Source organism: Enterobacter sp. MGH 4 (assembly GCF_000534735.1).
Taxonomy (GTDB): Bacteria; Pseudomonadota; Gammaproteobacteria; order Enterobacterales; family Enterobacteriaceae; genus Enterobacter; species Enterobacter intestinihominis.
Genome location: NZ_KI973289.1, coordinates 2398807 through 2419342, shown reverse-complemented (window position 1 = coordinate 2419342; position 20536 = coordinate 2398807). Strand labels below are relative to the sequence as shown.

22 protein-coding genes and 1 tRNA gene are annotated in these 20536 nt (G+C 53.5%); 19 read left to right on the top strand and 4 right to left on the bottom strand.

The window, feature by feature from the left end; genetic code table 11:
* The first annotated feature begins 178 nt into the window (after positions 1 to 178).
* Both lpcA and L350_RS10995 read left to right on the top strand, forming a co-directional pair.
* Entirely contained in the window at positions 179 to 757 is a 579-nt protein-coding gene (gene lpcA / locus L350_RS10990; protein ID WP_003863232.1) for a D-sedoheptulose 7-phosphate isomerase, read from the top strand.
* A 48-nt stretch (positions 758 to 805) separates the two neighbouring features.
* Positions 806 to 1573, top strand: coding sequence for a class II glutamine amidotransferase (locus tag L350_RS10995; RefSeq protein ID WP_017383120.1), 768 nt, complete (start codon positions 806 to 808; stop codon positions 1571 to 1573).
* Here the strand turns inward: L350_RS10995 and dpaA are convergent.
* Positions 1544 to 2284, bottom strand: a complete 741-nt coding sequence (dpaA, locus tag L350_RS11000) for a peptidoglycan meso-diaminopimelic acid protein amidase (RefSeq protein ID WP_006810008.1) — start codon at positions 2282 to 2284, stop codon at positions 1544 to 1546. The two genes, L350_RS10995 and dpaA, sit on opposite strands and share 30 nt — an antisense overlap.
* Before the next feature lie 300 nt (positions 2285 to 2584).
* Here dpaA and L350_RS11005 point away from each other — a divergent pair, with 300 nt between their 5' ends.
* The 9 genes from L350_RS11005 to L350_RS11045 all read left to right on the top strand — a co-directional run bounded on the left by L350_RS11005 (position 2585) and on the right by L350_RS11045 (position 11061).
* Positions 2585 to 3928, top strand: coding sequence for a Na(+)-translocating NADH-quinone reductase subunit A (locus L350_RS11005; protein WP_023305487.1), 1344 nt, complete (start codon positions 2585 to 2587; stop codon positions 3926 to 3928).
* 2 nt (positions 3929 to 3930) lie between these two features.
* On the top strand, positions 3931 to 5166 hold the full coding sequence (locus L350_RS11010; protein ID WP_022647143.1) for an NADH:ubiquinone reductase (Na(+)-transporting) subunit B: 1236 nt from the start codon (positions 3931 to 3933) through the stop codon (positions 5164 to 5166).
* Positions 5159 to 5953: a Na(+)-translocating NADH-quinone reductase subunit C gene (locus L350_RS11015; protein WP_022647144.1), complete on the top strand. Its 795-nt coding sequence runs from the start codon at positions 5159 to 5161 to the stop codon at positions 5951 to 5953. Before L350_RS11010 ends, L350_RS11015 begins: the two co-directional genes overlap by 8 nt.
* Positions 5946 to 6584 carry an NADH:ubiquinone reductase (Na(+)-transporting) subunit D gene (locus L350_RS11020; RefSeq protein WP_003863219.1) on the top strand — a complete coding sequence of 213 codons (639 nt, stop codon included), beginning with the start codon at positions 5946 to 5948 and terminating at the stop codon, positions 6582 to 6584. Before L350_RS11015 ends, L350_RS11020 begins: the two co-directional genes overlap by 8 nt.
* A gap of 6 nt (positions 6585 to 6590) precedes the next feature.
* Positions 6591 to 7187: an NADH:ubiquinone reductase (Na(+)-transporting) subunit E gene (gene nqrE, locus L350_RS11025; RefSeq protein ID WP_003863217.1), complete on the top strand. Its 597-nt coding sequence runs from the start codon at positions 6591 to 6593 to the stop codon at positions 7185 to 7187.
* 10 nt (positions 7188 to 7197) lie between these two features.
* A complete protein-coding gene (gene nqrF, locus L350_RS11030) occupies positions 7198 to 8421 on the top strand; it encodes an NADH:ubiquinone reductase (Na(+)-transporting) subunit F (protein WP_015571374.1) in 1224 nt (407 codons plus the stop codon).
* Positions 8422 to 8423: 2 nt separating this feature from the next.
* On the top strand, positions 8424 to 8624 hold the full coding sequence (gene nqrM, locus L350_RS11035) for a (Na+)-NQR maturation NqrM (RefSeq protein WP_003863212.1): 201 nt from the start codon (positions 8424 to 8426) through the stop codon (positions 8622 to 8624).
* Positions 8625 to 8731: 107 nt separating this feature from the next.
* A complete protein-coding gene (gene dinB / locus L350_RS11040; protein ID WP_032624796.1) occupies positions 8732 to 9790 on the top strand; it encodes a DNA polymerase IV in 1059 nt (352 codons plus the stop codon).
* Positions 9791 to 9903: 113 nt separating this feature from the next.
* On the top strand, positions 9904 to 11061 hold the full coding sequence (locus L350_RS11045) for a DDE-type integrase/transposase/recombinase (protein WP_032624508.1): 1158 nt from the start codon (positions 9904 to 9906) through the stop codon (positions 11059 to 11061).
* 82 nt (positions 11062 to 11143) lie between these two features.
* Here L350_RS11045 and pepD read toward each other — a convergent pair whose 3' ends face one another.
* Positions 11144 to 12601, bottom strand: a complete 1458-nt coding sequence (pepD, locus tag L350_RS11050; RefSeq protein ID WP_032624795.1) for a cytosol nonspecific dipeptidase — start codon at positions 12599 to 12601, stop codon at positions 11144 to 11146.
* 258 nt (positions 12602 to 12859) lie between these two features.
* On the opposite strand from pepD, the gene gpt reads away from it, so the two are divergent.
* From gpt to crl, 3 genes are all read left to right on the top strand, one after another.
* On the top strand, positions 12860 to 13318 hold the full coding sequence (gene gpt, locus L350_RS11055; protein ID WP_003863205.1) for a xanthine phosphoribosyltransferase: 459 nt from the start codon (positions 12860 to 12862) through the stop codon (positions 13316 to 13318).
* A gap of 104 nt (positions 13319 to 13422) precedes the next feature.
* Complete coding sequence (gene frsA, locus L350_RS11060) at positions 13423 to 14667, top strand: esterase FrsA (protein ID WP_032624794.1); 1245 nt, start codon at positions 13423 to 13425, stop codon at positions 14665 to 14667.
* A 56-nt stretch (positions 14668 to 14723) separates the two neighbouring features.
* Entirely contained in the window at positions 14724 to 15125 is a 402-nt protein-coding gene (crl, locus tag L350_RS11065; protein WP_022647149.1) for a sigma factor-binding protein Crl, read from the top strand.
* Between the two features lie 131 nt (positions 15126 to 15256).
* Here the strand turns inward: crl and phoE are convergent, their stop codons facing one another.
* Entirely contained in the window at positions 15257 to 16309 is a 1053-nt protein-coding gene (gene phoE, locus L350_RS11070; protein WP_022647150.1) for a phosphoporin PhoE, read from the bottom strand.
* Between the two features lie 305 nt (positions 16310 to 16614).
* Between phoE and proB the strand changes: the two genes are divergently transcribed.
* The 5 genes from proB (at position 16615) to L350_RS11090 (ending at position 20297) form a co-directional block, all read left to right on the top strand.
* The gene (gene proB / locus L350_RS11075; protein WP_015571369.1) at positions 16615 to 17718 is read left to right on the top strand and encodes a glutamate 5-kinase; all 1104 of its coding nucleotides are present in this window, start codon (positions 16615 to 16617) and stop codon (positions 17716 to 17718) included.
* A gap of 11 nt (positions 17719 to 17729) precedes the next feature.
* On the top strand, positions 17730 to 18983 hold the full coding sequence (proA, locus tag L350_RS11080; RefSeq protein WP_032624793.1) for a glutamate-5-semialdehyde dehydrogenase: 1254 nt from the start codon (positions 17730 to 17732) through the stop codon (positions 18981 to 18983).
* 111 nt (positions 18984 to 19094) lie between these two features.
* Positions 19095 to 19170 (top strand) — tRNA-Thr (locus L350_RS11085).
* A 568-nt stretch (positions 19171 to 19738) separates the two neighbouring features.
* Positions 19739 to 19897 (top strand): hypothetical protein, encoded by a 159-nt coding sequence (locus tag L350_RS24465; RefSeq protein ID WP_023303150.1) that lies wholly within the window; start codon positions 19739 to 19741, stop codon positions 19895 to 19897.
* A gap of 157 nt (positions 19898 to 20054) precedes the next feature.
* Complete coding sequence (locus tag L350_RS11090) at positions 20055 to 20297, top strand: hypothetical protein (RefSeq protein WP_023303151.1); 243 nt, start codon at positions 20055 to 20057, stop codon at positions 20295 to 20297.
* A 21-nt stretch (positions 20298 to 20318) separates the two neighbouring features.
* Here L350_RS11090 and yecR read toward each other — a convergent pair whose 3' ends face one another.
* Positions 20319 to 20492 (bottom strand): YecR family lipoprotein, encoded by a 174-nt coding sequence (yecR, locus tag L350_RS24685; protein ID WP_223862021.1) that lies wholly within the window; start codon positions 20490 to 20492, stop codon positions 20319 to 20321.
* Positions 20493 to 20536 lie beyond the last annotated feature (44 nt).

Genomic DNA, 20536 nt, shown 5'->3' with positions numbered 1-20536 from the left:
TGTCATTTCCTTTAGCAATGTGTTTACAAAATAATTACAACCTGGTTCACATTGTTCGCGTTTTAGCCGGCACAAAAAATCAAAACGCCGGACGATTCGCATGGCTTTAGCTTCTCGCTTTTACTGCTATCCGGTACACTCCACTGTGTTATTTCATCAATACTGAAGGATTATCCTCATGTACCAGGATCTTATTCGTAACGAACTGAACGAAGCGGCGGAAACGCTGGCGAATTTTCTGAAAGATGATGCCAATATTCACGCTATTCAGCGCGCGGCGGTCCTGCTTGCCGACAGTTTCAAAGCCGGCGGTAAAGTGCTCTCCTGCGGTAACGGCGGTTCCCACTGTGACGCCATGCACTTCGCCGAAGAGCTGACCGGACGCTATCGCGAAAACCGTCCGGGCTACCCGGCGATTGCGATTTCCGACGTGAGCCACATCTCCTGTGTAGGCAACGACTTCGGTTACGACCATATCTTTTCCCGCTACGTTGAAGCCGTAGGCCGTGAAGGCGACGTGCTGCTGGGGATCTCCACGTCCGGTAACTCCGCTAACGTGATCAAAGCGATCGCCGCCGCGCGTGAGAAGGGCATGAAAGTGATCACCCTGACCGGGAAAGATGGCGGTAAGATGGACGGTACAGCGGACATTGAAATCCGTGTACCACACTTCGGTTATGCGGATCGCGTTCAGGAAATTCACATCAAAGTGATCCACATCCTGATCCAACTGATCGAAAAAGAGATGGTTAAGTAAGACTTCGCTGGGGGGCGCCGGTGCCCCCCGCTGTTGTGGAGGTGTTCTATGTGCGAACTGCTCGGGATGAGCGCCAATGTGCCAACCGATATCTGCTTTAGTTTCACCGGGCTGGTTCAGCGCGGTGGAGGAACCGGGCCGCATAAAGACGGCTGGGGCATTACCTTCTACGAAGGCAAAGGATGTCGCACGTTTAAAGATCCACAGCCCAGCTTTAACTCACCCATTGCCAGACTGGTGCAGGACTATCCTATTAAATCCTGTTCGGTGATCGCCCATATCCGCCAGGCCAATCGCGGCGAAGTGGCCCTGGAAAATACCCATCCGTTTACCCGTGAACTGTGGGGACGTAACTGGACCTATGCGCACAATGGGCAGCTCTCGGGCTATAAATCACTGGAAACCGGCAATTTTCGTCCTGTCGGTGAAACGGACAGCGAAAAAGCATTTTGCTGGCTGCTGCACAAGCTGACCGAGCGCTACCCCCGTACGCCCGGCAACATGACCGCAGTATTTAAGTACATAGCGTCACTGGCGTCTGAGTTACGCGAGAAGGGCGTGTTTAATATGCTGCTGTCTGACGGACGCTACGTGATGGCATTCTGCTCGACGAATCTGTTCTGGATCACCCGACGTGCGCCGTTTGGCGTCGCCACGCTGCTCGATCAGGATGTGGAAATTGATTTTCAGAAGGAGACCACACCGAACGATGTGGTCACTGTCATTGCAACGCAGCCGCTGACGGGCAATGAAACCTGGCAAAAGATCATGCCAGGCGAGTGGGCGCTATTTTGTCTCGGGGACCGCGTAATTTGACGCCAGCTGAGGCTGAACCACTTCATGGCTGAGCGGTTTACTCACCACGTAACGGCCATTGACGATGGACACCACCGGCGGCTTATGGGTCTGCTCGAAGTAGTCATAACCCGGTTTTAGCTGTTTCCAGAAATCTGTGTAAACAGAGTACTTATGGCGCGCCATGTTGGCATCCGTCATACGGAACGGATAGATGCTGACCTGAACATTCGGCTGGCCGAAGACCAGTGCGCCCGTGACAAACTGGAAGATTTCATCAATGCCGGAATCCGTCATCGCATAACAGCCGACAGACACGCAGGCGCCGTGGATCATCAGGTATTTCCCTTCGTAACCGTGCGCACGGTCGAAGGCATTGGGGAAACCGATGTTAATCGCTTTATAGAAGCGGCTGTCCGGTTTTAGCTGGTTACGCTGAACGTTGTAAAACCCTTCCGGACTTTTGAAGTCACCCTGGCGCTGTTTCGGCCCCAGTCCGCCAGAATAGTTACAGATTTTGTAGCTATCGAGCAGTTGATACGTCTCGCCCATTTTGACAAACAGATCGAGTGTGCGCTCTTCCTTGAAGATTTGAATATAAACAGGGGATCCCATCAACTGCTGTTTATACTCTTTGCTGACCGGCGTCGTTGAACTATTACTGCCAAGCAGCCCGGCAAACGACATGCACGGTATCAGAAGCATCGCAATGAACAATGCGATTTTACGCATACTACTGGTTCCTTGATAAAACAATGACCAACTTGCCAGAACGGCAAAAGACACCCGAAATCAGACTAATCTGGACAGGAGCGCTCACATTAGCACCGATGGAGATTTTCGCAAGAGCCAACCTTTGCGTTTACAAATTAGTTTTACTTTATAACCCATTCATATTGTCCTGACTCCAGGAACTTTGCGCAATAGCTCGCATTTCGGCGCGCCAGACGGCGGATTTACTGCCCTTGGCAGGGCCGAAAATGGTACACTCCGGCCTCTCTGGATTGTTGTTCATGGATACCTGCTAACCACATGTTTAGAATCAGAAAAGGACTCGATCTGCCAATCTCTGGCGTGCCTGAACAGCACGTAACGACCGGCGCCAGTATTCATCATGTCGCTATTGTGGGTGATGATTACGTGGGCATGCGCCCCGCGATGCTGGTACAGGAAGGCGATCGTGTAATAAAAGGCCAGGCACTCTTCGAGGATAAAAAAAATCCTGGCGTTATGTTTACAGCCCCAGCCAGCGGCACCGTTGTCGCCATCCATCGTGGTGAGCGTCGCGTTCTGCAATCGGTAGTTATTCAAATTGAAGGCGATGAGAAACGCGAGTTTGCGCGTTTTGACGCCGCCGATCTCGCTACCCTCAGCCACGACGCGGTGCAGACGCAACTGCTGGAGTCAGGACTGTGGACGGCGCTTCGCACGCGTCCCTATAGCAAAACGCCCGTACCTGGCACTGTGCCAGCCGCTATCTTCGTTACGGCCATCGACACCAACCCGCTCAGCGCGGATCCGCAGCCTCTTATCCTGGCGGAACGCAAAGCTTTCGATGCCGGCCTCACCGTGTTAACGCGCCTGACGCCGGGCAAAGTGCATGTCTGCCAGGCCAGCGGCGGTAAGCTGGGCGGGCATCCGCAAGGGCAGGTCGCCTTTAATGAATTTGCCGGCCCGCATCCGGCCGGGCTGGTGGGAACGCATATTCATTTCCTGGAGCCGGTAAGCCTGACGAAACAGGTCTGGCATCTTAATTATCAGGACGTGATCGCTATCGGTAAGCTCTTCACCACGGGTGAGCTGTGCGCAGAACGCATTATTGCCATCGGCGGCCCTCAGGCAACCCAACCGCGTCTGGTTCGCACGCTGCTTGGGGCAGACCTGACGGCGCTGTTGGCTGGCGAAACGAAAGAAGGTGAAAACCGCATTATTTCCGGTTCGGTGCTGAGCGGCAGACACGCGACAGGCCCGATGGCCTGGCTGGGTCGTTTCCATCTTCAGGTGAGCGTGGTGCTTGAAGGGCGCGAGAAAGAGCTGTTCGGCTGGGTGCTGCCTGGCGCGGAAAAATACTCGTTAACCCGTACCACGCTCGGCCACTTTTTGCGTCGTAAGCTGTTTAACTTCTCCACCAGCACCAACGGCGGTGAGCGCGCCATGGTCCCGATTGGCAACTACGAACGCGTGATGCCGCTGGATATTCTGCCCACTGTGCTGCTGCGCGATCTGCTGGCCGGCGATACCGACGGTGCCCAGGCGCTGGGCTGTCTGGAGCTGGACGAGGAAGATCTGGCGCTGTGTACCTATGTGTGTCCAGGTAAATACGAATATGGACCCGTATTGCGCGAGGTGTTAACCCGCATTGAGCAGGAAGGATAACCATGGGCTTAAAACACCTCTTTGAAAAAATTGAGCCGCACTTTACCGAAGGGAAGCTCAAAAAGTACTACCCGCTGTATGAAGCGACAACGACCATTTTCTACACCCCGGGTCTGGTGACGAAAGGCGCGGCGCACGTTCGCGACGCCATCGACCTCAAGCGAATGATGATTCTGGTCTGGTTTGCGGTCTTCCCGGCCATGTTCTGGGGGATGTATAACGTTGGGTTGCAGACTATTCCGGCGCTGCACCATATGTACGATGCAGAGCAGCTGGCGCAGGTGATTCAGTCTGACTGGCACTATCGTCTGGCGCAGTCGCTGGGGGTGAGCTTTGCGGCAGATGCAGGCTGGATCAGCATGATGACGCTGGGCGCTGTCTTCTTCCTCCCCATCTATATGACTGTCTTTATTGTGGGCGGTTTCTGGGAGGTTCTGTTCGCTATTATTCGCAAACATGAGATCAACGAGGGCTTCTTTGTTACCTCTATTCTGTTTGCGCTGATTGTTCCGCCAACGCTGCCGCTCTGGCAGGCGGCGATGGGGATCAGCTTTGGCGTAGTGATTGCCAAGGAGATCTTCGGCGGGACCGGACGCAACTTCCTCAACCCGGCACTGGCAGGGCGCGCGTTCCTGTTCTTTGCTTATCCGGCGCAAATCTCGGGCGACCTGGTGTGGACGGCAGCAGACGGATTCTCCGGCGCGACGCCACTTTCACAGTGGGCGGCTGGCGGCGGCGAAACGCTGGTTAACAATGCAACCGGACAGCCTGTCACCTGGTTTGATGCGTTTATTGGCAATATTCCAGGCTCCATCGGTGAAGTGTCTACCCTGATGATTTTGATCGGCGGAGCCATCATCCTCTTTGGCCGCGTGGCGTCCTGGCGCATTGTCGCTGGCGTCATGCTTGGGATGGTCCTCACCGCCACGCTTTTCAATTTCATTGGTTCAGACACTAACCCGATGTTCTCCATGCCGTGGTACTGGCACCTCGTGCTGGGAGGCTTTGCGTTTGGCATGATGTTCATGGCCACCGATCCCGTCTCGGCTTCGTTTACCGACAGAGGAAAATGGTGCTACGGCGCGCTCATTGGGGTGATGTGTGTACTGATTCGCGTGGTCAACCCGGCCTATCCGGAAGGGATGATGTTGGCCATTCTGTTTGCCAATCTGTTTGCGCCGCTGTTCGACTATCTGGTCGTGCGCGCCAACATTAAGCGGAGGAAGGCGCGTGGCTGAGATCAAAAATAACGACAGTATCAGCAAAACGCTGCTGGTGGTGCTGGTACTGTGTCTGGTCTGTTCCATTGTCGTGGCCGGTTCTGCCGTTGGGTTGAAACCGCTACAGCAGGAGCAACGTGCGCTGGATAAACAGCGTAACATCCTTGCCGTTGCCGGGCTGATGCAGGAAGGCATGACGAAGGATGACGTCGCAGCGGTGTTTGCCGAACGCATTACCGCACGGCTGGTGGATTTAAAAACCGGGGAGTTAATGGATAAAGACCCGGCGAAATATAACCAGGCGCTGGCGCTAAAAGATCCGCAGATGAGCACCATGCTTGACGCCTCGCAGGATCCGGCAGGCATTAAGCGCCGCAGCAATGTCGCGGAGATTTACCTCGTCCGCGACGAGCAAAAGCGCATCCAGGAAATCGTGTTGCCCATCTATGGCAACGGTTTATGGTCAATGATGTACGCCTTTGTGGCGCTGGATACCGATGGCCGTACGGTCAAAGGCATTACATATTACGATCAGGGCGAAACACCAGGGCTGGGGGGCGAAGTTGAGAACCCTAACTGGCGGGCACAGTTTGTCGGTAAAAAAGTGCTCGATGACAACGGCCAGCCTGCGCTGAAGGTGGTGAAAGGAGGAGCGCGTCCCGGTGATGAATTTGCCGTTGATGGCCTTTCCGGCGCTACACTCACCTCTAATGGGGTGCAGCACAGCTTTGATTTCTGGATGGGTGAACTGGGCTTTGGTCCCTTCCTGAAGAATGTACGTGAAGGAGCGCTGAACAATGGCTGATACGGGTGAACTGAAAGAAGTTAAAAAGGTGCTGATTGGCCCACTTTTAGCCAATAACCCGATAACGCTTCAGGTGCTGGGCGTATGCTCGGCTCTGGCGGTAACCACCAAGCTGGAAACGGCGGTAGTCATGACGCTGGCGGTAACGCTGGTGACAGCGTTTTCCAGCATGTTTATCTCAATGATCCGCCACCACATACCCAACAGCGTGAGGATCATTGTCCAGATGGCGATCATCGCCTCGCTGGTGATCGTGGTTGATCAGCTTCTGCGCGCCTTCGCTTATGAAACCTCGAAGCAGCTTTCGGTGTTTGTCGGCCTGATTATCACCAACTGTATCGTGATGGGGCGCGCTGAAGCCTATGCGATGAAAATGCCGCCACTGGCGAGCTTTATGGACGGTATCGGCAACGGGTTGGGTTACGGTGTGATCCTGTTGACGGTTGGTTTCCTGCGCGAACTTATTGGCAGCGGCAAACTGTTTGGCATTCCGGTGCTGGATACGGTACAGAACGGCGGCTGGTATCTGCCGAACGGCCTGTTCCTGCTGGCACCAAGCGCATTTTTCATTATCGGTTTGCTGATCTGGCTGATTCGTACGCTGAAGCCTGAACAGCAGGAAAAGGAGTAACCGACGATGGCTCATTACCTGAGTTTATTTGTGCGCGCGGTGTTTGTTGAAAACATGGCGCTCGCTTTCTTCCTGGGCATGTGTACGTTCCTTGCTGTTTCTAAGAAGGTATCGACGGCATTCGGTCTGGGTGTGGCGGTCACTGTTGTGCTGGGGCTTTCCGTTCCGATTAACAACCTGGTGTTCAACTTCGTGCTTCGCGATGGCGCGCTGGTGGAGGGCGTTGATCTTAGCTTTCTGAACTTCATCACCTTTATCGGGGTGATTGCGGCGCTTGTTCAGATCCTGGAGATGATCCTCGATAAATACTTCCCGTCGCTGTACAACGCACTGGGGATCTTCCTGCCGCTAATCGCAGTGAACTGCGCCATTTTCGGCGGCGTCTCATTTATGGTTCAGCGCGATTACAACTTCAGTGAATCGGTTGTGTATGGTTTCGGTTCCGGTATCGGCTGGATGCTGGCGATTGTCACCATGGCGGGGATCCGTGAAAAAATGAAATATGCCAACGTACCTGCGGGGCTTCGTGGCTTAGGGATCACCTTTATCACCACCGGCCTGATGGCGTTGGGCTTTATGTCCTTCTCCGGTGTGCAGCTATAAGGGCTAAAAGATGGAAATTATTCTTGGCGTGGTGATGTTCACGCTGATAGTACTGGTGCTGTCAGGGCTGATCCTGGCGGCGCGTGCGAAGCTGGTGAATTCCGGGGATGTGATCATTGATATCAATGACGATCCGCAGAATCAGATCCGTACCCCGGCAGGGGATAAGCTGCTTAATACGCTCTCCGGCAACGGGATTTTTGTCTCGTCTGCCTGTGGCGGCGGTGGCTCCTGTGGACAGTGCCGTGTGACGGTGAAAGAGGGAGGCGGTGATATTCTGCCAACAGAACTGTCGCATATCACGAAGCGTGAAGCGAAAGAGGGCTGCCGTCTGGCGTGTCAGGTCGCTGTGCGCCAGAACATGAAGATTGAGCTGCCGGAGGAGATCTTCGGCGTGAAAAAATGGGAGTGCGAAGTTATCTCTAACGATAACAAAGCCACGTTCATTAAAGAGCTCAAGCTGCGCGTTCCTGAAGGGGAGAGCGTCCCGTTCCGTGCGGGTGGGTATATCCAGATTGATTGTCCGGCACATACCGTGGCGTATGCTGACTTCGACGTGCCCGAGGAGTACCGGGCTGACTGGGATAAATTTAACCTCTTCCGCTTTGTTTCCGAAGTAAAAGAGCCCGCGCTTCGCGCTTATTCCATGGCTAACTACCCGGAAGAGAAGGGCATTATTATGCTCAACGTGCGAATCGCCACGCCGCCGCCGAATGTGCCTGATGCACCCCCTGGCGTCATGTCGTCATATATCTGGTCCCTCAAGCCTGGCGACAAAGTGACGATTTCCGGCCCGTTCGGCGAATTCTTTGCCAAAGACACTGATGCGGAAATGGTCTTTATCGGCGGCGGTGCGGGTATGGCGCCGATGCGTTCGCATATCTTTGACCAGCTCAAACGACTTGGCAGCAAGCGCAAGATCAGCTTCTGGTACGGGGCGCGTTCACTGCGCGAAATGTTCTATGACGATGAGTTTGAACAACTGGCACGTGATAACCCTAACTTTACCTTCCATGTGGCGTTATCCGATCCGCAGCCGGAAGATAACTGGACAGGTTATACGGGCTTCATCCACAACGTGCTGTATGAAAATTACCTCAAACAGCACCCGGCACCGGAAGATTGCGAGTTTTATATGTGTGGCCCGCCAATGATGAACGCTGCCGTGATTAAGATGCTAAAAGATCTTGGCGTGGAAGATGAGAACATCATGCTCGATGATTTCGGAGGCTGATTATGCTGACCTTTCTGGCGACCTTTGCGGTGTTTGTACTGGTGATATTCGGGATGTCCTTAGGCTGGATCATCAAGCGTAAAAGCATTCAGGGCAGCTGTGGAGGTATATCTTCCATCGGAATGGAAAAAGTGTGCGATTGTCCGGAACCGTGCGATGCGCGAAAAAAACGGATGGCTCGCGAGCAGCAACGCATTATTTAGTCTTGTATGTCGGGTAAGGCAACGCCGCCACCCGACAATTCCCACGCACACTTCTCAACCCTCATTTGTTTACTGTATACTTATCCAGTAATGAGTGAGGGCTTACTATGCGCAAAATAATCCATGTCGATATGGACTGCTTTTTTGCCGCAGTGGAGATGCGTGACAACCCGGCGCTGCGGGATATTCCCATCGCCATTGGCGGCAGCCGGGTTCAGCGCGGTGTCATCAGCACCGCCAACTATCCTGCTCGCAAATACGGTGTGCGCAGCGCCATGCCGACAGCGATGGCGCTAAAACTGTGCCCGCATCTCACTCTTTTGCCCGGACGTTTTGATGCCTATAAAGAAGCATCGAGCCACATTCGGGAGATCTTCTCCCGCTACACCTCTCTGATTGAACCGTTATCGCTGGATGAAGCCTATCTGGATGTCACCCACAGCGTGCACTGCCACGGCTCCGCCACCCTGATGGCGCAGGAGATCCGCCAGACTATTTTTAACGAGCTGAACCTGACGGCATCGGCAGGCGTCGCGCCGATAAAATTTCTCGCCAAAATCGCTTCCGATTTAAATAAGCCCAACGGCCAGTACGTCATCACCCCGGAAGAGGTTCCGGCGTTTTTAAAGACGCTGCCGCTCAGCAAAATCCCCGGCGTGGGCAAAGTCTCCGCCGCGAAGCTGGAAAGTATGGGGCTACGCACCTGTGAAGACGTTCAGCGCAGCGATCTGGCGCTGCTGCTTAAGCGTTTTGGTAAGTTTGGCCGCGTACTGTGGGAACGCAGTCAGGGCATTGATGATCGGGATGTGAACAACGAACGGCTGCGTAAATCGGTCGGCGTTGAACGCACGCTGAGCGAAGATATCCATGACTGGACAGAGTGTGAAACCATTATTACGGAACAACTCTATCCTGAGCTTGAACGACGCTTACTGAAGGTCAAACCAGATCTGCTTATTGCCCGGCAGGGCATCAAACTGAAATTTAACGATTTTCAGCAGACGACGCAGGAGCACGTCTGGCCACGCCTCAACAAAGAGGATCTTATTGCGACGGCAAAAAAGGCATGGGAAGAGCGGCGGGGCGGACGAGGGGTAAGGCTGGTGGGGCTGCACGTCACCTTGCTGGATCCGCAGCTGGAGCGTCAGCTGGTGCTGGGACTGTAGATTAGGCTAATCGTATGCCCGGTAAGCGAAGGGTATGAACCGGAAACATGGGTAACACTTTAGACCGGATACATGGGTAACAGTTATAACTGGCATAGAAGAGGAGACTCGCTATGCCCTGGACTGAGACCCGACCTATGCAACGCCTTGATTTTATCCGTGCCTGCCATGCAGGTACGGATTCTTTTTCTGCCCTCTGCCGTCTCTTCGGCATCAGTCGAAAAACCGGTTACAAATGGCTTCAGCGTTTTGACCCCTCTGACCTGTCATCTCTCTCTGACCGGTCGCGTGCTCCGCACTCCCACTCCCGGACAGTTCCTGATGATATCGCCGGGCAGCTTACGGCCCTGAGGCAAAAACACCCTGACTGGGGCCCCAAAAAACTGCGGATGTGGCTGCTCAATCATCACGTCGATTTTACCGTCCCCGCTGCCAGTACTATCGGCGATATCCTCAAGCGTGAAGGCCTGGTTCCGGATAAAAAGCGAAAACGCAGAACCCCGGGCAATCGCCAGCCCCTGACCATCATCAGTGAGAACAATCAGGTCTGGAGCGCTGATTTTAAAGGCAAGTTCAGGCTGCTGAGCCGGAAATACTGTCATCCCTTCACCCTCACCGACAATCACAGCCGGTATCTTCTGAGCTGCCGGGGAGCAGACCGGGAGAGCGAGCCCTTCGTCAGGCAGTGCCTGACGGATGCGTTCCTGGAGTACGGTCTGCCGGAAGTCCTGAGAACGGATAATGGTCAGCCTTTCGCAGGAACAGGTATCGCCGGGTTAAGTCGCCTTGCAGTCTGGCTGATAAAGCTGGGCATCAGACCGGAACGCATCAGAAAGGGGCATCCGGAAGAAAACGGCCGTCATGAGCGAATGCATCGTTCGCTGAAAAGTGCAGTAAAACAGGGCAACATATTTATGACGATGGAAGAACAACAGCGGTGGTTCAGTGGCTACCGGGAAGAGTTTAACTACGAAAGGCCGCATGAAGCCCTGGCGGGTGCAACGCCCGGAACGGTATGGCACCCCTCAGGCCGGCACTGGGATGGCAGGGTTCCTGAATATGCTTATCCGGAAGGAGGTACGGTCTACAGGGTGAAATCAAGGGGGACACTCTATATGGGGAAAAAGGGGACGGTGTTCCTGAGTGAAGCGCTGACTGATGAGTACATCATGCTGGAAGAACAAGATGATGGCCTGGAGGCCATCATCTTTAATGGAATAACGCTTGCGTACTACGACCGAAAAACCCAGAGTGTGCTCCGGATAGACTGAAAAGTGTTACCTATGTTCCCGGTCTGATCTGTTACCTATGTATCCGGTCATACAGAAGCGCCACCGGGCATCAAACGGCTTATTACTTAACAGGGATTGCTTTCAGCAGCTCAGTCAGCAGCGTCCAGTAGTGACCGACGCTTTCAATGTGAACCTGCTCATCCGGGGAGTGTGGCCCCGTGATGGTCGGCCCGATGGAGACCATGTCCATATCCGGATACGGTTTCTTGAACAGACCACATTCCAGACCCGCATGAATAACCTGAATGTTCGGGGTGCTGTTGAACAGTCTCTGATAAGTTTCACGCACCAGTGCCATGACCGGAGAACTTGCATCCGGCTGCCAGCCAGGGTAGCTGCCTTTTGCAGACGTTTTCGCGCCCGCCAGGGTACCCAGAGATTCCAGCATGCTCACAACGTACTCTTTACCGCTGTCGATCAGGGAACGGATCAGGCAAATGATCTCTGCGCTGTCGTCGCCCATGGTCACTACGCCCACGTTCAGGGAGGTTTCAACCACGCCTTTTGCGACGTCAGAATTGCGGATCACGCCGTTTGGCGTTGCGTTCAGCAACTGGACGAACGTGTCACGAGACTGAGTGGTCAGTGCGGCTTTATCCGTTGTAACGGACTCCAGTACCACCGTCAGGTTTTTCTCTTTCTCAGACAGCTCGTTTTTCAGGATATCCAGATACAGGCTGGAGAGGTTTTTCAGCTCATCCGCTTTCGCCGCAGGCACCGCCACGGTCGCGAAGGCTTCGCGAGGGATCGCGTTACGCAGAGTGCCGCCGTTGAAGTCCACCAGACGCAGATCCAGTTCAGCGGCATGGCCCGCCAGGAAACGCGCCAGCAGTTTGTTGGCGTTGCCCAGGCCCAGGTGAATATCACCGCCGGAGTGACCGCCTTTCAGCCCTTTCAGCGTCAGCTTAAAGGTTTCGAATCCGGCAGGAATCGCTTCGCGGGACAGCGGCAGGGTAGAGATGAAATCGATCCCGCCCGCGCAGCCCATGTAGATCTCACCTTCTTCTTCGGAATCGGTGTTGATCAGAATGTCCGCTTGCAGCCAGTTTGCCTGGAGACCGAACGCGCCATCCATGCCCGCTTCTTCAGTCATGGTCAGCAGCACTTCCAGCGGACCGTGTTCAACGCTGTCGTCAGCCAGCACGGCCAGCGCGGAAGCCATACCAATACCGTTATCTGCGCCCAGGGTCGTGCCGCGCGCCTTCACCCACTCACCGTCGATGTACGGCTGAATCGGGTCTTTTGTGAAGTCGTGAACGGTGTCGTTGTTTTTCTGCGGAACCATGTCCAGGTGCGCCTGCAATACAACCGGCTTGCGGTTTTCCATACCTGCGGTGGCAGGTTTGCGGATGAGAATATTGCCAACCTGGTCACGCTCAGCGTGCAGACCTTTTTCCTTTGCCCAGCCCATAATATGTTCGGCAAGCTGTTCTTCGTGATAGGAAGGGTGCGGAATAGAGCAGATTTTGGCAAAAATATCCCACAGCGGCTGTGGAGATAATTGAGACAGTTCAGACACGATAGGTCTCCTTGTCGATGCGCTGCAAAACAATGTTGCAGGTCACTGGGTTAGCAGGTTAATCGTTACCACAAGACGGGCTTGCGAGATGCATCTGAGAATACCACTTTCTCCCGTGGCTGGTAGCATTAAGCATGTAAAAACTCAGGCTCATGGCGCGTAACACTGGTTTTTAGTGCGTCAGATCTCTATAATCTCGCGCAACCTGGTTCACCCTCATTTTTTTAAGCCGTATATAAACAGGCTGGGACACTTCACATGAGCGAAAAATACGTCGTCACCTGGGACATGTTGCAGATTCACGCACGCAAACTGGCTGCGCGTCTGATGCCTTCCGAACAGTGGAAAGGCATTATTGCCGTCAGCCGTGGCGGTCTGGTACCGGGGGCGCTGCTGGCACGTGAGCTGGGTATTCGTCATGTCGATACCGTATGTATCTCCAGCTATGACCACGATAACCAGCGTGAGCTGAAAGTGCTGAAGCGCGCGGAAGGCGACGGTGAAGGCTTTATCGTTATCGACGATCTGGTGGACACCGGCGGTACCGCTGTGGCTATCCGCGAAATGTATCCAAAAGCGCACTTCGTCACTATCTTCGCGAAACCAGCGGGTCGTCCCCTGGTTGATGATTACGTCATTGATATCCCGCAGGATACCTGGATTGAACAGCCATGGGATATGGGCGTGGTCTTCGTACCGCCTATCTCTGGCCGTTAATTTCAGTACGTAACTTTACACGCCCGGTTATGCCGGGCGTTGTTCTTTTTGGCCTGCCACGCGTTACAATGGTCTCCAAGTGATGTATCCATGGAGGCAACGCAATGGCGCAGGCGAATCTCACCGAAACTCTTTTCAAACCCCGTTTCAAGCACCCTGAAACCTCGACGCTGGTGCGTCGGTTTAATCCGGGGACCATGCCTGCTGTTCAGTCAGCGTTAGATGGTAAAAACGTGCCCCACTGGTACCGCATGATTAATCGCCTGATGTGGATCTGGCGCGGTATCGATCCACGTGAAATCCTCGACGTGCAGGCGCGTATCGTGATGAGCGAGTCTGAGCGCACCGACAGCGATCTCTACGACACGGTGGTGGGCTACCGTGGCGGGAACTGGATCTACGAATGGTCAAAGCAGGCCATGCTCTGGCAGCAAAAAGCGAGCCAGGAAGAAGATGCCACTCTCAGCGGCAAACACTGGCTGCATGCGGCAAACCTTTACAGCATCGCTGCATACCCGCATCTGAAAGGAGACGAACTGGCGGAGCAGGCCCAGGCGCTGGCAAACCGGGCTTATGAAGAGGCCGCCCAGCGGCTGCCTGGCCGGATGCGTGAAATTGAGTTCGCCATTCCCGGCGGTAGCCCGGTGACTGGATTCCTGCATATGCCGGAGGGGGAAGGCCCGTTCCCGACGGTTCTGATGTGCGGCGGCCTGGATTCGTTACAAATTGATTATTACAGCCTGTATGAGCGCTACTTTGCCCCAAACGGGATCGCCATGCTGACGCTCGATATGCCATCAATTGGTTTTTCATCCAAATGGAAACTTACGCAAGACTCCAGCCTGCTGCACCAGCATGCATTAAAAGCGCTGGAGAATATCCCCTGGGTTGACCATACCCGGGTAGGTGCGTTTGGCTTCCGCTTTGGCGCTAACGTCGCGGTACGGCTGGCCTACCTTGAATCTTCCCGCCTGAAGGCCGTCGCCTGTCTTGGTCCGGTAGTGCATGCACTGCTAAGCGAGCCTGCGCGTCAGGGTAGCGTTCCTGAAATGTATCTGGACGTGCTGGCGAGCCGACTTGGCATGCATGATGCTTCAGATGAAGCGTTGCGCATTGAACTTAATCGGTATTCATTAAAAACGCAGGGCTTGCTGGGCCGCCGTTGCCCAACCCCGATGATGTCCGGTTTCTGGAAGAACGATCCATTTAGCCCGGAAGAGGAGTCACGCTTAATCACCTCGTCATCTTCGGATGGCAAATTGCTGGAGGTACCCTTCAGCCCGGTGTACCAAAATTTTGACAAAGGGCTTAAAGAGATCACACGCTGGATCACGCAGAGATTGTGTTAATAGTTTGCTAAATTTCGTTGGTTTGGTAAAACAGTGCTTCACAAAAGGAGATCGCAATGACGTTACCGAGTGGACACCCGAAAAGTAGACTGATTAAGAAGTTCATGGCTCTTGGCCCGTATATTCGAGAAGAGCAGTGTGAAGAGAATCGCTTTTTTTTCGACTGCCTGGCTGTTTGCGTCAACGTGAAGCCTGCACCCGAAAAACGTGAGTTCTGGGGCTGGTGGATGGAAATGGAAGCACAGGAAAACCGTTTTACCTATAGCTATCAGTTTGGCCTGTTTAATAAAGACGGGCACTGGCAGGCGACGAGCATCAAAGATCAGGAAGTGATCGATCGCCTGGAGCATACGCTAAAAGAATTTCACGGCAGAGCTCGCGACCTGCTGGCAACGCTGGATCTGAAGCTGGAGCCTGCGGACGATTTTTCCAGCGAAGCGGTGAAACTGAGAGCCTGATGATGTCACAGCGCCGGGTGGCGGCTACGCCTTACCCGGCCTAAAAACGTATTACTCCCCAGGTCCGGTAAGCACAGCGTCACCGGGCACAAAAAAACCGGCTCAGCGCCGGTTTTTTTATTACCACAACATCAGAACTGGTAGGTCATGCCCAGCGCAACGATATCATCGCTGCTTACGCCCAGTTTATTATCGTCATCGATCTGGTTGATTTTATAATCAACAAACGCAGACATGTTTTTGTTGAAATAATAGGTCGCACCTACATCGATGTATTTCACGATATCTTCATCGCCGATGCCTTCGATATCTTTGCCTTTAGACTGCACGTAACCCAGAGATGGGCGCAGACCAAAGTCAAACTGATATTGCGCAACCACTTCGAAGTTTTGCGCTTTATTTGCAAAGCCACCGGAAATAGGGGCCATATTGCGGGTTTCAGAATAGAGAGTGGCCAGATATATATCGTTGGCATCATATTTCAGACCGGTCGCCCAGCCTTCTGCTTTTTTACCTTCGCCGCGTGCCTGAAGGTTTTGCTCATTGGTGCGATCGGAGCTGGCATACGCACCAATCACAGAGAAATCGCTGCCGCCGAAGTCATAGCTCAGGGAGGTACCGAAGCCGTCACCGTTTTGCTTCTTCACGTCGCGGTTTTCATTTTTACCCTGGTATTGCAGGGTCATATTAAGACCGTCAACCATGCCAAAGAAATCGGTATTACGGTATGTAGCCAGACCGGAAGCGCGTTTCGTCATGAAATTATCGGTCTGCGCCAGGCCGTCACCGCCGAACTCCGGGAACATATCGGTGTATGCGGCGACGTCATACAGCGCACCCAGGTTACGACCGTAATCAAAAGAACCAAAATCTTTCAGTTTAATACCCGCAAATGCCAGGCGCGTTTTTTGAGAAGAGTCGCTTTCTGCTTTGTTACCCGCGAACTCTGCTTCCCAACGTCCGTAGCCCGTCAGCTGATCGTTAATCTGCGTTTCACCCTTAAAGCCAAAACGAACGTAAGTCTGGTCACCATCCTTCGCGTCATCATCACTGAGGTAGTGCATTGCTTTTACTTTGCCGTACACGTCCAGTTTATTACCGTTTTTATTATAAACTTCTGCTGCGTGAACAGATGTGGATGCAACTACGCCCATTACCACTAATGCCAGAGTGCTCTTTTTCATTTTCAATCCTGATTTTATAAAAACGCGCTAATATTCGCTGAGCAATAAGATTCAACTTATTACCCCGTGAAAAACAGGAAGGGTTTTATCGTTAGTGGGTGAACGTTTTATGACAAAGTAAGAATATGTCTAAAAAAGTATGTTTTAATTTTTCGGTAATAAAATTGTCAAAATCTGCCGCTACGCTTCCTGATCCCGCGCAACAAAGTGACGGGTGATGTGCTAAGGCAGTTGGCAACGGGGCTGACACCTGTTAAAACGTCTGACTGACATCATTTTCCCTTATTGTTGAACGGCAGAGAATCATGAGTGACAGCCAGACGCTGGTGGTAAAACTCGGTACCAGTGTGTTAACGGGCGGATCGCGCCGCCTTAATCGTGCCCATATCGTTGAGCTTGTACGTCAGTGTGCTCAGTTGCATGCCGCAGGGCATCGTATTGTGATTGTGACCTCCGGGGCGATTGCCGCCGGGCGTGAACACCTGGGCTACCCCGAACTCCCCGCGACGATCGCCTCCAAACAGCTGCTGGCCGCCGTAGGACAAAGCCGACTCATACAGCTCTGGGAACAACTGTTCTCCATTTATGGCATTCACGTCGGGCAGATGCTGCTGACGCGTGCGGATATGGAAGATAGAGAACGTTTCCTGAACGCCCGCGATACGCTGCGCGCGCTGCTGGATAACCATATCGTTCCGGTCATCAATGAAAACGACGCTGTTGCCACCGCTGAAATCAAAGTAGGCGACAACGATAACCTCTCTGCGCTGGCGGCGATCCTGGCAGGGGCCGATAAGCTGCTGCTTCTGACCGATCAGCAGGGGCTGTTTACCGCTGACCCGCGTTCCAATCCACAGGCAGAACTGATCAAAGACGTTCACGGCATTGACGATGCGCTGCGTGCCATTGCGGGAGACAGCGTTTCTGGTCTTGGGACAGGCGGTATGGGCACCAAGCTCCAGGCTGCGGACGTGGCGTGCCGGGCCGGTATCGACACCATCATTGCCGCGGGCAGCCGTCCGGGCGTGATAGGTGATGTGATGGAAGGCATCTCTGTGGGCACACGCTTCCACGCCCAGGCCTCCCCGCTGGAAAACCGCAAACGCTGGATCTTTGGCGCGCCCCCGGCTGGTGAATTGACCGTGGATGAAGGCGCGACCGCCGCTATTCTGGAAAGAGGAAGCTCATTGCTTCCAAAAGGAATTAAAAGCGTGACAGGCAACTTCTCGCGTGGTGAAGTGATCCGAATCCGTAACCTTGAAGGTCGCGACATCGCTCATGGCGTAAGCCGTTATAACAGCGACGCGCTGCGTCGGATTGCTGGCCACCATTCCCAGCAGATCGACGCCATCCTGGGCTATGAATATGGCCCGGTTGCCGTGCATCGCGACGACATGATTATTCGTTAAGGAGCCAGAACATGCTGGAACAAATGGGCGCAGCCGCGAAAGCCGCCTCGTATAAACTGGCGCTCCTTTCCAGCCGCGAGAAAAACCGCGTGCTGGAAAAAATCGCTGATTATCTGGAATCCCAGTCGCAGGAAATTTTGCTCGCCAACGAGCAGGATCTGCTGGAAGCGCGTCGCAACGGCTTGAGCGAAGCGATGCTCGACCGTCTGGCATTGACCCCGGCGCGTCTGAAAGGTATCGCCGATGACGTCCGTCAGGTGTGCAACCTCGCCGACCCGGTAGGGCAGGTGATTGACGGTGGGGTGCTCGACAGCGGGTTACGCCTTGAGCGTCGTCGTGTGCCACTCGGCGTCATCGGTGTGATTTACGAAGCGCGTCCAAACGTGACGGTGGATGTTGCCTCCCTGTGCCTGAAAACCGGTAACGCCGCTATCCTGCGTGGCGGGAAAGAGACCTGGCGCACCAACGCCGCCACGGTGAACGTCATTCAGCAGGCGCTGGAAGAGTGCGGCTTACCGGCGGCTGCCGTGCAGGCGATTGAAAGCCCTGACCGCGCGCTGGTCAACGAGATGCTGCGCATGGACAAATACATCGACATGCTCATCCCACGCGGCGGCGCGGGCCTGCACAAGCTGTGCCGTGAGCATTCCACCATTCCGGTCATTACCGGCGGTATCGGCGTATGCCATATCGTGGTGGATGACACCGCGGAGATCGAACCTGCGCTGAAGATTATCGTCAACGCTAAAACTCAGCGTCCAAGCACCTGCAATACGGTCGAAACGCTGCTGGTGCATCAGGGCATCGCCAGTACCTTCCTGCCAGCGCTGAGCAAGCAGATGGCGGAAAGTGGCGTTACGCTGCATGCGGACGAGAAGGCTCTCGCCCTGCTGAAAGACGGTCCGGCGAAGGTCGTTCCGGTTAACGCGGAGCAGTACGACGATGAGTATTTGTCGCTGGATCTGAACGTGAAGGTAGTTGCGGATCTCGATGACGCTATTGCGCACATTCGTGAACACGGAACCCAGCATTCTGACGCGATCCTGACGCGCACCCTGCGCAATGCCAATCGGTTTGTGAATGAAGTGGATTCGTCTGCGGTTTACGTGAATGCCTCGACGCGCTTCACCGATGGCGGCCAGTTTGGTCTGGGTGCAGAGGTGGCTGTGAGCACTCAGAAGCTGCATGCCCGCGGTCCGATGGGGCTGGAAGCACTGACCACCTACAAGTGGATCGGCTTCGGTGATGATACCATTCGTGCGTAAATAATCGCGGGTGATGCAAAAATAGCCGTTTGATTCAAAAGAGCATTGACGCATCACCCGGTTAGATCTACTCTTTTGCCCCGTGGTTACGCTCGTAACCGGTCTCTCAGGGCCGATATAGCTCAGTTGGTAGAGCAGCGCATTCGTAATGCGAAGGTCGTAGGTTCGACTCCTATTATCGGCACCATCAACAGAAAATCCCGTAAAAACAGCATTCTTTAGCATGTTTATCTAACGGTTTGTAACTTCTGTTAGCACTGGTAAACGCCTTTGCGTTGTATCGGCTCAAGTATTGTACAACGTACTGGCGGGTAGTTACCAGGCTCAAGCCCGAACAGCATTAGAAATTATGCCATCCCTTGAAGCTAAAAGAGTTGCCGGACTCTCTAAACACATCACTTGAACCCTTAGCGATACGTTCCGCGCTTCGTGCGGCGCTCAATGATGCTACACGTCGAGATGACGTTGCAGAGAATAAACAGGCGTAATGTTGGGAAGACTAACCGGATCGGGAAAGAATCCGGCTCTGCCACGGTTTCGATCACCGGAGTATAACGATCACCTGATAAGAGAACGTGCTAAGGCTTTATCCTCCCTGCGAAGGGATTACACCCTGCGGAAGCGCTACGCGCCGCCTTTTCTTATGTGCCCAACACGGCACGTAATGGTCATCCATTATCTGCACCATTGTAACTTTCGTTGTACTGTCTCTCTGCTGTACGTTGAGCGCTGGCAGATTCAGCGGAGGTGATATCATGTCAAAAGCCACGAATAAGGCAGCCACTAAGCGCAACAACCGTAAGATTCACGCTCGTAAATTCCTTGCTACGCCAGAAGGTAAAGCTTGGCTTGCTAAGAAGCAGGAAGAGCGAGAGGAAATCAAGCTGGCGCGAACGGCTAACAACATGTTTTAAGCTACCCATCACGGTGCTAAATGGCTTATATCGTCTAAAATCTATTAGTTGCACAATTTAGTGGGCTCTTTCTTTGGAGACACTCACCTTGACTGGAGAGCAACGAGATTTTGTTGAGTCAATGTATCAGGATAATACTAACAGTAGGGGGATGGTAATGACCAATAAGCAGTTACGTATCCACTATGGGTTTCATGGAAAACATAAAGAGAAAATTATTGAATGGGACGGATGTGATCAAATCAATACCGTGTTGTCAGCGCTTGTTGAAGATTTGAATATACCGACAGCTACTCAGACAGTTAACCTCCTTGAGCATGGCATTGATGATGTGTTCTTCTTTGATGAAGTAAGCAAAAAGTGGGAAGAGATCCCTACAAAATGGTTGGCAAGGGCATAAGGGGGCGATGTCCCCTTTATTTTATTTTTTAATATCGCCAGTACATTGATACTCCATTGAGACCAGTGTTTCCATACATCCGCTTGTGGATGGTTGAGAACAAACTGAAGTATAACCGCCGAAAGGCTCAGCACCAGAATAGCCACATGCAGCGCAACGCTGTGCTGCTGCTTGAGCGCCTTGCTGGACGTTCACTTTAGGGGGCGAACATCCCGAAAGAATAACTCGTTTTTACAGTC